Annotated in this window: 12 protein-coding genes and 2 pseudogenes; 11 read left to right on the forward strand and 3 right to left on the reverse strand. The window is 42.9% G+C overall.

Features of this window, described 5'->3' with window-relative positions; all coding sequences use genetic code 11:
* Positions 1-183: 183 nt before the first annotated feature.
* Positions 184-531, reverse strand: coding sequence for a rhodanese-like domain-containing protein (locus tag FNW02_RS08790; protein ID WP_191757172.1), 348 nt, complete (start codon positions 529-531; stop codon positions 184-186).
* A 253-nt stretch (positions 532-784) separates the two neighbouring features.
* Between FNW02_RS08790 and FNW02_RS08795 the strand changes: the two genes are divergently transcribed.
* The 3 genes from FNW02_RS08795 (at position 785) to cysE (ending at position 4,141) form a co-directional block, all read left to right on the forward strand.
* The gene (locus tag FNW02_RS08795; RefSeq protein WP_191757173.1) at positions 785-2,443 is read left to right on the forward strand and encodes a DUF3352 domain-containing protein; all 1,659 of its coding nucleotides are present in this window, start codon (positions 785-787) and stop codon (positions 2,441-2,443) included.
* Positions 2,444-2,716: 273 nt separating this feature from the next.
* Complete coding sequence (locus tag FNW02_RS08800; RefSeq protein ID WP_191757174.1) at positions 2,717-3,211, forward strand: hypothetical protein; 495 nt, start codon at positions 2,717-2,719, stop codon at positions 3,209-3,211.
* A 165-nt stretch (positions 3,212-3,376) separates the two neighbouring features.
* A complete protein-coding gene (cysE, locus tag FNW02_RS08805) occupies positions 3,377-4,141 on the forward strand; it encodes a serine O-acetyltransferase (protein WP_191757175.1) in 765 nt (254 codons plus the stop codon).
* 309 nt (positions 4,142-4,450) lie between these two features.
* Here cysE and FNW02_RS08810 read toward each other — a convergent pair whose 3' ends face one another.
* Positions 4,451-5,020: an Npun_F5749 family FMN-dependent PPOX-type flavoprotein gene (locus tag FNW02_RS08810; RefSeq protein ID WP_191757176.1), complete on the reverse strand. Its 570-nt coding sequence runs from the start codon at positions 5,018-5,020 to the stop codon at positions 4,451-4,453.
* A 96-nt stretch (positions 5,021-5,116) separates the two neighbouring features.
* Here FNW02_RS08810 and FNW02_RS08815 point away from each other — a divergent pair, with 96 nt between their 5' ends.
* Entirely contained in the window at positions 5,117-5,554 is a 438-nt protein-coding gene (locus tag FNW02_RS08815) for a tetratricopeptide repeat protein (RefSeq protein WP_191757282.1), read from the forward strand.
* 657 nt (positions 5,555-6,211) lie between these two features.
* Here the strand turns inward: FNW02_RS08815 and FNW02_RS08820 are convergent.
* The gene (locus FNW02_RS08820) at positions 6,212-6,910 is read right to left on the reverse strand and encodes a Uma2 family endonuclease (protein ID WP_191757177.1); all 699 of its coding nucleotides are present in this window, start codon (positions 6,908-6,910) and stop codon (positions 6,212-6,214) included.
* A gap of 315 nt (positions 6,911-7,225) precedes the next feature.
* On the opposite strand from FNW02_RS08820, the pseudogene nrdJ (FNW02_RS08825) reads away from it, so the two are divergent.
* From nrdJ (FNW02_RS08825) to zwf, 7 genes and pseudogenes are all read left to right on the forward strand, one after another.
* Positions 7,226-8,476 (forward strand): annotated as a pseudogene (gene nrdJ, locus FNW02_RS08825) (ribonucleoside-triphosphate reductase, adenosylcobalamin-dependent); the annotation flags it as partial.
* A gap of 309 nt (positions 8,477-8,785) precedes the next feature.
* Positions 8,786-9,859, forward strand: a pseudogene (gene nrdJ, locus FNW02_RS08830) (ribonucleoside-triphosphate reductase, adenosylcobalamin-dependent); the annotation flags it as partial.
* Between the two features lie 307 nt (positions 9,860-10,166).
* A complete protein-coding gene (locus FNW02_RS08835; protein ID WP_191757178.1) occupies positions 10,167-10,385 on the forward strand; it encodes a hypothetical protein in 219 nt (72 codons plus the stop codon).
* A gap of 458 nt (positions 10,386-10,843) precedes the next feature.
* Complete coding sequence (locus FNW02_RS08840) at positions 10,844-11,128, forward strand: RNA recognition motif domain-containing protein (protein WP_191757179.1); 285 nt, start codon at positions 10,844-10,846, stop codon at positions 11,126-11,128.
* 420 nt (positions 11,129-11,548) lie between these two features.
* A complete protein-coding gene (gene fbp, locus FNW02_RS08845) occupies positions 11,549-12,598 on the forward strand; it encodes a class 1 fructose-bisphosphatase (RefSeq protein ID WP_191757180.1) in 1,050 nt (349 codons plus the stop codon).
* A gap of 335 nt (positions 12,599-12,933) precedes the next feature.
* Positions 12,934-14,079 carry a transaldolase gene (gene tal, locus FNW02_RS08850; RefSeq protein ID WP_191757181.1) on the forward strand — a complete coding sequence of 382 codons (1,146 nt, stop codon included), beginning with the start codon at positions 12,934-12,936 and terminating at the stop codon, positions 14,077-14,079.
* Between the two features lie 119 nt (positions 14,080-14,198).
* Positions 14,199-15,728, forward strand: a complete 1,530-nt coding sequence (gene zwf, locus FNW02_RS08855; RefSeq protein WP_191757182.1) for a glucose-6-phosphate dehydrogenase — start codon at positions 14,199-14,201, stop codon at positions 15,726-15,728.
* Positions 15,729-15,807 lie beyond the last annotated feature (79 nt).

Raw genomic sequence — 15,807 nt, forward strand, 5'->3', positions numbered from 1 at the left:
GTATTTATCTGCCAATTGATAATGTATTTGGAGTGAAAGGTTCGGTGAACATGTACTGAGTGCCAAAAGTTTCAAGCTTCTAGTACAAAATCCTTAACTTATGCATTTCTGTGTTCACAATAGCAAGAGCAAGCTGGAAGAGTAAGCTCCAACTGAGTTATGGATGATTTAGGAAATTAGAAGCTAATACTGGGGAATTGAAGAGTCAACCAATATGGAATAGGCATCAATACCGCCTGCAATATTTTTAACATTTGTAAATCCTTGAGCAATTAACCACTGACACATCTGGGCAGAGCGAATGCCGTGGTGACATAGCACAAGAGTTTCAGCTTGGGGATTGAAGAGAGTGGGCACTTGATCGCCCCATTCGACAAATTCACTCAAGGGTAGGTTGACAAAGCCCTCAATATTAGCGATCGCCAATTCTTGCGGTTCACGCACATCCACTAGCTGAATACCTGGCTCATTGGCAGATAGACGTTGTGCTAGTTCCTCTACACTGATTTGACCAAACATTTTCCCTGTCATGAGGTTTTTGTAGACAATCCTATATTATTTATGGTGACAGAAAACCTTTAATCTAGCATGAGCATCCATTTTAAGGAGGGTGTGTCTGCTTGCCTCACAATTTAAGTGAACTGTATTGATTTACGGGCATACTTTCTATCCAAGTCGCAATCTACTTAACCTGTCGTTCATCTCGCCGTCAAATTGAAATGGTGAGACATTTCTGGACGTTTTGGTTAAATTGCTGTAAACCTTCGCGTTTTATAGGTCTAATGTGAACAGGCACTCATTCTTTGGTTTCCTAGTAGCTGGTGCGATCGCGCTACTAGTGATTGTGATCGCTGGCTTTTATTGGTTTTTCGTTAAAAGTCCGGTTAACCTCATTGCCTCTACCTCCCAACCAAGTGCTGCCATATTTGTGTCGAAACTTGCCCCTGTTACGGCGTCATTACTGGTTAATCCAGACCGTTTACAGGCGTTGGAGCGTGAAGGTGAACTGTCTAAGCTCAAAACTAGTTTATTGGCTAAGAGTCGCATAGATTACAAACAAGATATTCAGCCCTGGCTAGGAGACGAAATTACACTAGCTATCACCACCTTAGACATTGATCGCGATCCAGAAAATGGACAGCAGCCAGGGTATCTCATGGCATTAGCAACCAAGCAACCAGAGAAAAGCCGCGAGTTTATTGAGTTGTTGTTTTCCAAACGGGCATTAGCTGGAGCAAACTTAGCCGTCGAGCAGTACAAAGGCGTCAAACTGATTTATGACAATTCTCAACCAGAGCAGGACTTGCTTACAGGTGCAGTTGTCGGCGAAGACTTTGTATTGTTTGCCAACAATCCAAAAGTGCTGCGAGAAGCCATCAATAACGTCCAAGCTCCCGATCTGAATTTGGCTAAATTCCCCGAATACCAAAAAGCCACTAAACAAGTACCCAAAGGTAGTTTAGCTGTAGCTTTTCTGAATCTTCCTATAGTGGCAAAATGGCAAGGCTTAAAGTTATCAGAAAAAACCTATGACAGCGAAATTATTTCTCTAGCTTTGAACCCCAAAGGATTACTAGCAGAAACTACCTTTCTGGCTTCATCAGAAATTGTTCCCCCATCTCCACTACTTTCTAAACCTGTAGAAGCGTTGCACTATATTCCAGCGTCAGCAGGTTTGGCAATCTCCGGCTCGAATTTGAGTAATTTGGGCAATAGCGATCTAGCCAAACTCTGGAAACAAGCTACAGCGACTATATACGGTTCTGAGGAAGATGTGACTTTTCCATTGCTAGAACCATTAGCGAATGTTCAAAAACGCTGGGGTGTAGACTTGCCAGAAGATGTTTTTAGCTGGGTACAAGGAGAATATGCAATAGCATTGTTGCCTCAGAAAGAGCAAGCAACTCCCCAGTGGATTTTTGTAGTGGAAAATACTGAAGGTGTACAACAAGGCGTTGCTCATTTGGATGCCATCGCCTCATCAAATGGACTCAATATTAGTCCCCTTACCCTAGGCAAACAAAAAATCTCTGCTTGGACAGAGTTAGTCACTGCTTCTAAACAACCCAATGTCAAAGAGCGACCATCGCTCAGCATTGAAGCAAAAGTACAAGGAGTACATACAACTTTAGGAAATTACGAAATTTTCACTTCTGACCTAGAGACAATGGATAAAGTCCTCACAGCCAAGGACAACTCCTTAATTGACAATCCCAATTTCCAAGATAGTATCGCTGCCATTCCCCAACAAAACCAAGGCTACATTTATCTTGACTGGTCAAAAAGCCAGAATCTAATAGAGCGTCAGCTACCAATTCTGAAGCTAGTTGAAGTATTAGGCAAACCATTTTTCGATAAACTGCGATCGCTCACAGTCAGTAGTTACGGAACTGACACGGATTCGCTCAAAGGCGGTGTCTTCTTCCAACTTGATCACTCGTAAGGGAGATGGGGAAAAGGATTCAAGAGACAGAGGGGTAAAGGAATTTTAGATTTTAGATTTTGCGGAAAATTGTAAATCCAAAATTAAGGGGGCAGAGGAGTAGGGGGAAAGAGGTGCTGCAACCTCCCCTCTGCTTCCACTCCTCCACTTCTGTTAACTACAAAAACTCTAAATGTGGCACATTTTAATGTGGCACACCTACTGAGATTATACGGGTTTTGATAAATAAAATATGTATATATAATAACATTAATAGCCTGTTGGAGGGCTACCATGAAATATCGTCGCCCCCGACTTCAGTTTCGTGCCGGGTTGTTACTGGCTATATTCACCACCATAACAGCTACCCCTGTAATAGCAGAAGAGACAGCACATTTTGGTAAATTCAGTCTGTCGCAAGGCTTTGAAGCAGCAAAAGGAATAGTGGAAGGGTATACAAGTGGTTCTTATTCCTTATCTGCCATTAGTAACCGCGATCAGCATAGGAATGCCTGTATTGGCTTTGCTGACCCCACCCCAGATCACATCATGATTTTGGAAAAAGACTTTTCTCGTCTGAAAATACAAGTTAACAGCAATGGATACGATACAACTTTACTTATCCAAGGCCCAGACAAAACTACAATTCGTTGTGGCGATGACACTGGTAAAAGTAAAGATGCTAGCATTGCCGACAACAACTGGAAAAGTGGCACTTATCGAATTTGGGTGGGTACATTTAATCCTGGGATGAAGCGTAACTACACTGTAACCGTACAGCAGCTATAGAGTGGGGATTGGGGACTGGGTACTAGGAGACAAGGTAGACAAGGGGACAAGGTGAATGACTAATCAATGCTTCATGCTCAATCCTCCTCTAAGAGATATGAGAGATAACACTTGGGACGATAATATGAGAGAGTAGCTCGTTTTGCTTTCCGAGGGTATTATCTCGTGCTATCTACTCTGCGTGCTGACCTTCGCATTATCTTTGAACGTGATCCAGCTGCCCGTAACTGGTTGGAAGTTTTGTTTTGTTACCCTGGGTTGCAAGCGCTATTTTTCCATAGGCTAGCTCACTGGCTGCATAGTGTTGGCATTCCCTTTATCCCTCGCTTGATATCTCACATAGCTCGGTTTTTGACTGGAATTGAAATCCATCCAGGTGCAGTCATTGGACAAAGCGTATTTATTGACCACGGGATGGGTGTGGTAATTGGCGAAACAGCGATCATTGGCGACTATGCCCTGATTTATCAAGGTGTCACCCTTGGAGGGACTGGTAAACAAAGCGGCAAGCGCCATCCAACTTTGGGCGAAAATGTCGTAGTTGGAGCTGGGGCGAAGGTACTGGGCAATCTCCAAATTGGTAACAATGTCCGCATTGGTGCTGGGTCAGTTGTCTTGAGAGATGTGCCTACTGACTGTACTGTGGTAGGCGTACCCGGTCGTATTGTCTACCGTTCTGGAGTGCGGGTTGCTCCGTTAGAACACAATAATTTACCAGATTCGGAAGCCGAGGTGATTCGTGCTTTGGTAACTCGTATTGAGTCACTTGAAGAACAAATACAAAATCTCCAGCGTACCCATTCTTCTGAAAAAACTCCTGTTTTGGTGGGTAATTTAGCTGTTAAAGAAGATGAGACGGTACAAAACTCTCGCTCATGTAACCTTAGAGATAAGGCGATCCAGCAATTTTTAGATGGTGCTGGTATTTAGTCAGGAGTCAGGGGTCAATTAATTTAGGATTTTAGATTTTGCAGAAAATTGTAAGGAGGGTTTCCCTCCGTAGCAAACTTTTCAAGACAGATTTTGGATTGACTCCACTGATAAATCTAGGGGCTTGAGGATTTTAGATTTTGCGGAAAATGGGCGGTGTCGGTTTCCGTCCCGCTCAACTTTCCAAGATGGATTTTTGATTCATTCCACAGATAAATCTGCTTGCTCTGTGTCACTAAGGAAGTATTGGTCAAAGATTCTTGGACTATTAACACTGGACTCTAGACTTTTTGACTTTTGACCACTAAATTACGGATTAATTTCTTGAGTAGACCACTCTTGCTGTTCGTTACGGCAATATAGCCATCTATTTTGTGGTTCACCGCGTAATTCTAAATGATCGACCTGCACGGGGTCGAGTAGCAACAGGCAAAAATTAGGCACTGGGTGAGCCGGATCGGGCGGTGATGGTTCAAAGGCTGCTTTTTGCTCTCTTAGTTGACTAGGATGGGGCCAAGCAAACTGTAAACGCGCTGGATCACTTAGTTCCTGCCAACTGGTGATGCGAGCAGGGTGAGAATCATCATTGCCTATTAGGGTCAAGCATCCAGTGATGCGGAATTGTTCTCGTGTATTGGGGAAGTACCAGCAAACTTCTGCCCAAGGTTGTTGCTGTATCTGCTCGGCTTTATCGCTGCGGGCATCAGTGACAAATTTTAGCTGGTTGGTATCTTCCAAAAAGCCGCGAAAGACTAGAGTACGATTAGCAGGACGACCATTTGCTCGTACTGTTGCTAGTTGCAAATAACGGGCATAAACAAGGCTGCGGTTGCGATGGAGAGCACGGGCGATCGCGCCTCGCCAAGGAGCAAGAGACATATTAATTCGTAGTTAGGGAAGGATGGAGAAATTGCGGGAAAAATAGTTAGTTCATTAACAGGACATTTGCGGAATCAAAGTCGATTTCGGGAAGCAATGCATCTGTGCAAATCAACCTTAGAAGTTACTAAAAACCATAGTCTTCTCAAACAAATTGCTTATTGTGAACACAAAATGCGTGAGGTTGATCAAGCATTAAACTATTACCAACAAGCTTTAAATCTTTGTGCCGCAGAAGACGAACAAGAATTAGCATCAATTTATCATTATTTAGGGATGCTGAAAGCTGACAATGGAGAAGTGGATGAAGCGATCGCACTCTACAATCAGTCTTTGGAAATAAATGAACGCATTGGAAATGTCCGAACTCAAGCAATGACTCTGTGGTGGTTAGGAGATTTGGCAGAACAACAGGGTGAATACACTAAAGCGATATCCTATTTGCAACCAGCTTTAAAGATTTTGCAGCGATTGCAGTCACCGGATGCTGAAAGTGTGAGTGCAAGCCTCAATAGGGTAATTCGTAATTCGTAATTCGTAATTCGTAATTCGTAATTACTGAAATATTTTTGTCTCACGCAGATGCGCTCCAGGCGCAGAGAAGAAGGCGAGAGTGTGATTTAAGTAAATGAAAACTACTGTAATGAGTCTTTTATACTCGTGAATGAGTCTTTGATATTCGTGAACGAGTCTTTTATACTCGTGAATGAGTCTTTGAACTCCATTAATGAACCTCGGAGCTTCATTCGTGAACCTTTGAGTTTCATTAGTGAACCTCGGAGCTTCGTGAATGAGTCTTTGAACTCCATTAATGAACCTCGGAGCTTCATTCGTGAACCTTTAAGCTTCATTAATGAACCTTTGAGCTTCGGTCATGAACTTCGGAGCTTCGTTGTGGACTTTATTAATGTAGCAGAATGTTTTTAGAGAATGTTTTAAAAGTGGTCGGCTGTAATTTTAGGCACTTCTAGATCCCCCCTAACCCCCCTGAAAAAGGGGGGAACTGGAATCAAAGTCCTCCTTTTTAAGGAGGATTTAGGAGGATCTAGAACTTTTTGATACCGAGCAGAGGACTTTTAAAACATCCTCTTAGATTAAATCAGGATCTACACCGAGCGATGTCTAACGACAAGCCGCTTTGCGTCTACGCAATTGTTATGCTTTATTTCATTAATAGATTTTGATAGCAATTCAGGACAGAGAATCAGGATCTACACCGAGCGATCGCAACCGTTCTCGTAATAATTGGGTTTCTTGTTCTGCCTGCTGAGCTTTTTGTTCTGCAAGTTTTTCCTTTTCTTCTGGTGTTAAAAACCTCTGCCCTTGCTGGTTATACCAATACATCCATTCTCGCGGAATGCCTAGATAAGTTCCTCGTTCGATGCCAATTCCTAAACCAATCTCTGTTAGCCAAACAGGATTACCATTTTGAAATTCATAAACATTATTAATTAATTTGTAAACTTCTAAACGTGACTTACGGCGACGAAATGGATTGTAAACTACATAATACAAAATCCCCAATCTTGCATACTCTGCTTTTTTAGTTGAGTACTCACCGCGATATGTCTGAGATACGACCTCAAGCACTAATATCGGTAGTTTCTTCTCTTCCCAAAGCACATAACTGGGGCGGAGATTTTCATCATAAAATCGCTCTACACCCAAACTTAAAAACCCATCTGGGACGATCGCTGGTAAATTTGGGTCGTAATAAATACCCATACGAATACCAAAAAACCAATCCATCCTATCTGCCCAAGCCCTTGCCAATATAGTTCTGAGTAAATCAGGAATTGATCTTTGTAATTGATTATCTACTGGGGTATCGTCAGAGTCAGGTAGCTCTTTTGAAGAGGGCAAACGAGCTGATGGATCGTACTCTAGCATGATGGTTTCAGCGATTATCTCTTAATTTCAGATCGTAGACGCAATTAACTGTTATGAGTGTGAGAGAAAGTTATGCACTTGCGATCGCTTATTAATCCTGTCTTTCCATCAGCGCTCGCGTTTGGATAAACTTATGTTTTAATTGCAACGCAGTACTTAGCTGTGTCGGAGGAGAATCGACATTATACATCATAAATTTTTGTTGCAATTAGTGCGGCTTAGAGCTAGCGTAAAGTGGACAATTTGACAATCTTTAATCCTAAAACTACTTGGCGTATAGTCTTATATCTATCCGCATGCAACAAGACTTGATTTATGGTTCGAGAGCTTGAACGAAAACGCCAAAGTGCAAAGTTTCCAGAAACCGCCCCTGCTGCCAATCCTGTTTTTTTCAGAACTTACAGCCGCCGTACAGCGGCAGGGTTGAGAGAAACATGGGATGAGGTATGCGATCGCACCCTAACAGGTTTAATCAAGTTGGGGAAATTACGCCCAGAAGAAGTTGCCATATTAGATCTGATGCAACGAAACTTGAAAGCTTTACCTAGTGGGCGCTGGTTATGGGTTGGTGGTACAAACTGGATAACTAAGCCCAAGAACTTTTCTGGGGCTTATAATTGCACCTCTACTAATCTAGAAGACTGGAGTGCCTTCGGATTGATGATGGATTTGGCAATGATGGGCTGTGGTACTGGAGCCATCCTAGAACCACAATATATTAACCAGTTGCCACCCATCCGCAATCACCTAAATGTCACTGTACAAGGTGAAATCGGTAGCACGCCTAAACAAATGCGTCGTGAATATACTCAAACCCGTATAGAAGGCAACAGCGTCACTATTCACGTGGGAGATAGCCGTGAAGGTTGGGTTGAATCATATCAAACCCTATTGGAACTCTCTACTGATGAACGATTTGCCAAAGTAGAAACGCAAAATTTTGCGTCTGTACAAGTATTAGTCGATATCAGCGACGTACGCAAAGCAGGAGAAACTCTTAACGGCTTTGGAGGAGTTGCTAATCCTGTTAAATTGCCTGGACTTTATCAGCGTTGTGCATCCATTCTCAATAAAGCTGTAGGTAGACAATTAAATTCAGTTGAATGCTGTCTGTTAATTGACCAAGCTGCTGTAACAATTGTTGCAGGAAATATTAGAAGAAGTGCAGGGATGCGTCAATTTACGGCTGACGACCAACAAGCAGCCATTGCTAAAGATAACTTATGGCAGCAGGATGAAAACGGTAACTGGCGAATTGATCCAGAGCGTGATGCTCTAAGGATGGCAAATCATACTAGAGTTTTTCACCGCAAACCGACATTAGAAGAATGTCTGAATGCTGTCCGCAAACAATATTACAGCGGTGAGGGAGCAATTCAATGGGCTGGTGAAGCTGTAGCTAGAGCGAACATTGATTTGCTGTCAACCTCTGACTTAAAAACTGATTTCTTGAAATCTTACGAACAAGGAACAGCAAAACAATGGTTACAGGAACGCTATCCTCAGCTTGATGCTAATGAACTAGAACATCGTTTGGCTCGTTATGGGCTAAATCCGTGTGGTAAGTAATTTTGCCTCACGTTAAACACCGGAGAAAATCGGTGAACCCTGCGATTGGGAATACCGAGGTAATCAGAGAGATTAAAGCACCTTTGACACCGTACAGACTAGAGAGTGAACCTTTTTACAATTTCAAATAGATGTTAATTGTAAAAAGAATATAATCTGGGTTTTACTCCCGTTTTTAACAACGGCTCCACGAGTCTCCGGCTACTAATGATACTTTTAATCTTTAGTAGAAAATATAGTCGGATCTACGGGGAATTAAGAACTCGTAGAACTAGAGGATAAAAAGCCTCTAGGATAACAAAAATGGAAATTATCGGCAGTAACTTCCACTGCAATTTGTCAGAAGTCCACCTAAATCAAATAGATCCATATAACTATAAAGAACAAGAGGAAGCTTTCACTGCTGGAGCATTATCTGTAGCAGCACTTTTGAATCACAAATTCTTAGAACCTCGCTATCAATACAGCCGTGATTTAGACCCAATTGTAGGGGTTTCTTTCACAGGTTTATTTGATTTCTTTGTCCATGCTTTTGGCGTTGATTGGCTGCGCTGGTGGGCCGAAGGAAGACCTGCAACTGAACAAGGATTAGCGTTTAAGCACCAAGAAGAGAAATATTTAAGTTCTTGGAGAGATATTGTACATCGGGTGGTTTGGGATTACTGCGATCGCCACAATCTTAAACGTCCAAATCGCTGCACCACAGTCCAACCTAGTGGTACTAAAGCTTTATTAACTAATGCTAGTTCTGGATGGCATCCTCCCAAAGCCCAAAGATTTATCCGGCGGATTACTTTTGGGAAAAATGACCCAGTAGCCTTAGCTTGTATTGACTATGGTTATAATGTCATTCCCTCTCAATCTGACAAAGATGAACAAGGCAATTTACTCAACGACCCCTTTGATCCACGAGTGAGCGAATGGTTAGTAGAAATCCCTGTTTCTGTACCTTGGGCTGATTTATCTGGTGCTGATGAAGTTGATGTTTCTCAGTTTTCAGTCTTAGCTCAATTTGATTTTGTTCTCCAAGTTCAGCGCTGGTACGTTACCCATAATACATCGGCTACTTTAGAACTGCGCTCTGATGAAATTGAACCATTAGGACAGCAAATATACGAAGCCATTCAAAATGATGAAGGATATATTTCCGCCGCTCTTTTAGCCCGTTTTGATGACTTGCAATCATTCCCACGTTTACCGTTTGAACCAATAGATAAAATTACCTACGAACGTTTGATTCAAGAAGTAAAAGCACGGCGCAAAACAGATGATTTCTGTGCTGTATTAAGCCGCTATGACTTAGGTGAATTATCAGAAGCGGGCCCTAGTGGTTGTGATTCTGACAAGTGTATGTTTCCCGATCAGCAACCAAGCTCATAAGGTAAACTAACTATCAACTTAGGATAGATACTTATCATTACAATAAACAGCAGTGGTTTGAGCCGAAGTTTAACCACTGCTTTTTTATTACGGAGTTTTATGGGTAATGTTAAGCTCATCCCACCCCTAGAAGAGGATGGGATAACACGAAAGACTGTTGACTGTTGACGGTTAACTGTTAACAGTCAACAGCCTAAAAAGGCGTCTTTCATCCCATCCCCCTTGTGACATTCAACCGTACAGCGCTAGACACGTTACGATCAGTTAAAAAGTGATAATTTTTTACGACAGCGCTAGGAGAATCTTAATGTTCATTGATGAATTGTCACCTATATTTCGAGAATTGACTCAGCATCCAGTTTCGTTTCTGGGTGGGTTCTTCTCTGGTGTACTTCGACTTAACCTTGCAGACGATCCCGTTAAAGGTTGGCTGGATCAACAAATCCGCTCCAACAGTTACACCATTGCCATAACTGAGGCACATAATGGCAAAGCCAGTGGCCCTCAGCAGATTTCAATTGACTAATGTTTAGGTAATGATATCCTCCCGCGTCACAATTAGACGCGGGATTACCCAAGTTACGCCTAGGTTCCCTATTTATCAAGCTCTTGATTTTCTTAAATCAGTTGGGCGTTATTAGCAGTATTTATGAAAACTACGATGAAAATAATATGAGACTATATGTTTAAACGTGATGAGAGTTTGTAAAATCTCATACTTTGAAAAACGTCACAATCAGTTATTATATGAGCGTACGCGTAAGTTTAGCACGGGCAGTTGCTTCACTGAAGAAATCTCAGCAAAGCACTACCTCCAGATAGCATATTTAATTGTAAATAATGTCGCCTGACTTGATTGGTTAGTCTTCCACAACATTCACGAATGGCGAATGCTGTAGAGGAAATTATGCAATATTTGCAATTTTATTAAATCTGTTTTGCCGCTGAACTAATCGCTCTTTGTTGACAATTACGTGATCTCACATGACTATTTACGTTGGAAACCTCTCCTACAGTGCTACCGAAGCAGACTTAAGAGCCGTATTTGCAGACTACGGCGAGGTCAAAAGAGTTGTCTTGCCTACTGATCGCGAAACAGGTAGGATGCGTGGCTTTGCCTTTGTTGAAATGAATGATGATGCCCAAGAAGATGCAGCTATCACCGAGTTAGATGGTGCAGAGTGGATGGGTCGTCAACTCAGAGTCAATAAAGCCAAACCGCGAGAAGATAACCGAAGAGGTGGTTGGGGCAAAAAGCCAGAGTTTTAACAAACACGAATATTTATAATAGCAAATTGTTTTCTAGTTACGCAATACAATGTCGTTGAAATTTACTAGAAACAATGCAAAATCAAGCAACCTGATAAAATTACGCCCGACTAGTTGCGATCGCCAAACACATATCACAACTAGTTGGATTTTCCGATGACAGAGTAAAATATCTCAGTATATCTACTAAAAAAGTATTTCCTATTGGTGGTGTCTATCCTTACAAAACAATCAAGCCAAACATTAAGCTTCGGCATTTTTATGCTTGGGAAATAGAAGCCGCCAAATATTCATTTCTTTAGTTTATCTAAAATCACATCTAAGTTAGAGACTTACCTTTCTAAGATAGAGGCAGCAACCATAAATTGCCACGCAAAAAGACCACCCAACTAACAGCCCATCGTTAGAGAGAATACAAAAATGGCTAAAGCGCCAGAATCTTTAGATTTGTTGATCAACGATCCTACAGATAAAGCCCTAGATCGTGATTGTACAACCTTATCCCGTCACGTCTTACAGCAACTTCAGAGTTTTTCACCAGATGCACAAGATTTAAGTGCATTGATGAATCGGATCGCCCTAGCTGGTAAACTGGTTGCTCGTCGCCTCAGTCGCGCTGGTTTAATGGAAGGCGTTCTCGGCTTTACTGGGGAAGTAAATGTGCAAGGAGAATCCGTCAAAAAGATGGATGTCTATGCCAACGACGTATTTATCTCGGTGTTTAAGCAAAGCGGCTTAGTCTGTCGCTTAGCTTCCGAGGAAATGGAAAACCCCTACTACATACCAGAAAATTGCCCAATTGGTCGCTATACCCTACTGTATGACCCAATTGACGGTTCATCCAACACTGATACTAATCTGAGTTTAGGTTCCATCTTTGCCATTCGGCAACAAGAAGGAAACGATAGCGATGGCAAGGCGACTGACCTACTCACCGACGGACGCAAGCAAATTGCTGCTGGATACATACTATATGGCCCCAGCACGATGCTGGTCTATACTATTGGTAGAGGGGTTCATTCGTTTACCCTTGACCCCAGCTTAGGGGAGTTTATTCTCACAGAAGAAAATATTCGGATTCCCAACCACGGTTCTGTTTACAGCGTAAACGAAGGGAATTTCTGGCAGTGGGAAGAATCAATCCGGGAATATATTCGTTACGTTCATCGCACAGAGGGCTATACCGCTCGTTACAGTGGGGCGATGGTGAGCGACATTCATAGAATTTTGGTTCAAGGCGGTGTGTTTCTGTACCCAGGCACAATTCAAAAACCAGAAGGTAAATTGCGCTTGTTGTATGAAACTGCTCCTTTAGCCTTGTTGATTGAGCAAGCAGGTGGTCGCGCCACTACAGGACTGGTAGATATTCTAGACGTAGTACCGAAAAAACTGCATCAGCGCACGCCTCTAATTATTGGTAGTAAAGAGGATGTCGCAAAGGTGGAGTCTTTTATTCAAAACGGTCACTAATACAAAGTAAAAAGCAGAAGGCGCAGATGCTTGACGGTGTATAGTTTTTGTCTATTTTTAACGTCGGTTTTTCCGCCGTCAAAAATAGACGGGGGTGGAAAGATTGTCAAAGATGCATCTGGTGTAAGTCAGTAATTAGAAAATTAATCATGGCATTTTGTGGTTGGAATGCAGAATAGCACTTTAATGAATGTGAATTAAAGATTACCTCAGCTGGTCGATGCAATAAGTGATTGGCAACGTCAGAATTCAAGAGTTACCGTCAACTAACATTTTGATGGGTTTTGCTTGCCTTCACTTGGAAACATCATTAACAGGAGTGAAAAACAAGAGCTATGGCAACCAATCATCTACTAGAGATTAAACAATACGGTCAAAGTATCTGGATGGATAATTTGAGCCGTGACATCATCCAATCAGGCGAACTCAAAGACCTGGTTGAAAATCAAGGAATCTGTGGAATTACCTCCAATCCAGCCATCTTTGAAAAAGCGATCGCTGGTAACGTAATTTATGATGCCGATATTGAAGCCGGAGTTCGCGCTGGCTTACCAACATACAAAATTTACGAATCGCTAGCTTTTGCAGATATCCGCAGTGCTTGTGATATATTACACCCTGTATATGAAGCCTCGAATGGACTCGATGGTTACGTGAGCATAGAAGTACCACCCACTATCGCTCATGATACTCAAGCCACAATAAACGAAGCCCGACGTTATTTCCAAGAAATTGGTCGGGAAAATCTGATGATTAAAATTCCTGGTACTGAGGCTGGTTTACCAGCAGTAGAACAGGTAATAGCCGAAGGCATGAATGTCAATGTCACGCTGTTGTTTTCTGTAGATAGTTACATTAACACAGCTTGGGCTTATATTCGTGGCTTAGAAAAACGGGTGGCTGAGGGTAAAGACATCAGCAACATTGCTTCAGTAGCTAGTTTCTTCCTCAGTCGGATTGATAGCAACATTGACGCCAAAATTGATGATAAATTGAAAAAAGGCGTTGATGATATTGCCGTAGAAGCAAAGCTAAAAGCTGTCAAAGGGAAAGTAGCGATCGCAAACGCGAAGATTGCTTATCAAGAATACAAGAAAATTGTTAACAGCGATCGCTGGCAAGCCTTGGCAGCAAAAGGGGCAAAAGTCCAACGGCTACTTTGGGCAAGTACCAGCACCAAAGACCCCAACTACAACGACGTGATGTATGTCGATGAGTTGATTGGCCCAGATACAGTTAACACCCTACCACCCGCGACAATTACAGCTTGCGCTGATCACTGCGATGTAGCTAATCGCGTGGAAACGAACGTAGAAGAAGCTTACACGCTGCTGGAAAACCTTAAAGATCCCGACATCAATATTGATCTCGGTAAAGTGATGGACGAACTACTTGTTGAAGGAATTGACAAGTTTGTCAAGCCCTTTCAATCCTTGATGAACTCTTTAGAAGAAAAAATCAAGGTATTGTCACCAGTGTAGGATCTGGGGACTAGGGACTACGGACTGGGGACTGGGGAAGAGTTTTCCCAATCCCCAGTCCCCAATCCCCAGTCCCCAATCCCAAATCTCAAATCCCAAATCCCAAATCCCAAACTTCTATGGTCAGTCTGCTAGAAAATCCCCTGCGCGTTGGCCTGCAACAGCAAGGGATGCCCGAACCCCAGATTATAGTCATCTTTGGAGCTTCTGGTGATCTTACCTGGCGCAAACTAGTGCCAGCACTTTATAAATTGCGGCGGGAACGGCGCATTCCACCAGAAACCACCATTGTCGGTGTAGCACGTCGAGAGTGGAGCCACGACTACTTCCGCGAACAGATGCAAAAGGGCATGGAAGAAGCCCATGCTAGTGTCGATCTAGGGGAACTGTGGCAAGATTTCTCTCAAGGTCTGTTCTACTGTCCTGGAGACATAGACAATCCTGAAGGCTACCAGAAACTAAAAAACCTTTTGAGCGAATTAGATGAGAAACGGGGTACACGTGGGAACCGAATGTTCTACCTGTCCGTGGCTCCTAACTTCTTTCCTGAAGCCATCAAGCAATTAGGTACAGCAGGGATGCTGGACGATCCGTATAAGCATCGTCTGGTAATTGAAAAACCCTTTGGTCGAGATTTGGCTTCTGCTCAGAGTCTTAACCAAGTGGTACAGAAATTCTGCAAAGAAAATCAAGTATACCGTATTGACCACTACTTAGGTAAAGAGACAGTTCAAAATCTGCTCGTATTCCGCTTTGCCAATGCGATTTTTGAACCCTTGTGGAATCGTCGTTTTGTTGACCACGTTCAAATTACCGTAGCAGAAACCGTGGGAGTGGAAGACCGGGCTGGTTACTATGAAAAAGCCGGTGCACTGCGGGATATGTTGCAAAACCATCTGATGCAGCTTTATTGCTTAACTGCAATGGAGCCACCCAACGCAATGGACGCCGACAGCATCCGCACAGAAAAAGTGAAAGCACTCCAAGCTACCCGTCTTGCTGATGTTCATAATCTGTCACGTTCAGCAGTCCGTGGTCAGTATAGTGCTGGCTGGATGAAGGGTCAACCAGTGCCAGGATATCGTACAGAACCAGGAGTTGATCCCAATTCGTCAACACCCACCTATGTAGCGATGAAGTTTCTGGTTGATAACTGGCGCTGGCAAGGTGTTCCCTTTTACCTACGAACCGGGAAGCGGATGCCGAAAAAAGTAAGTGAAATTTCGATCCACTTCCGCGAAGTTCCCTCTCGGATGTTTCAATCCGCCGCGCAGCAAGCAAACGCCAATATTTTGGCGATGCGGATTCAGCCAAATGAGGGTATTTCTCTACGCTTTGATGTGAAAATGCCTGGGGCCGAATTCCGCACTCGTTCCGTTGACATGGACTTTAGTTATGGTTCCTTTGGCATCCAAGCAACTTCTGATGCCTACGATCGCCTGTTTCTTGATTGTATGATGGGTGATCAAACATTGTTCACACGGGCAGACGAAGTGGAAGCAGCCTGGCAGGTAGTCACTCCAGCCCTTTCCGTTTGGGATGCCCCCGCAGATCCCACTTCCATTCCCCAGTACGAAGCCGGAACTTGGGAACCAGCGGAAGCAGAATTCTTAATTAATCAAGATGGTCGTCGCTGGCGCAGACTGTAAAAATTAGTCATGAGTCATTAGTCACTTGTCATTTGTTTTTACTAATGACTAATGACTGATGACTAATGACAGATAACAA

It is taken from the genome of Komarekiella delphini-convector SJRDD-AB1 (genome assembly GCF_014831675.1).
Taxonomy (GTDB): Bacteria; Cyanobacteriota; Cyanobacteriia; order Cyanobacteriales; family Nostocaceae; genus Komarekiella.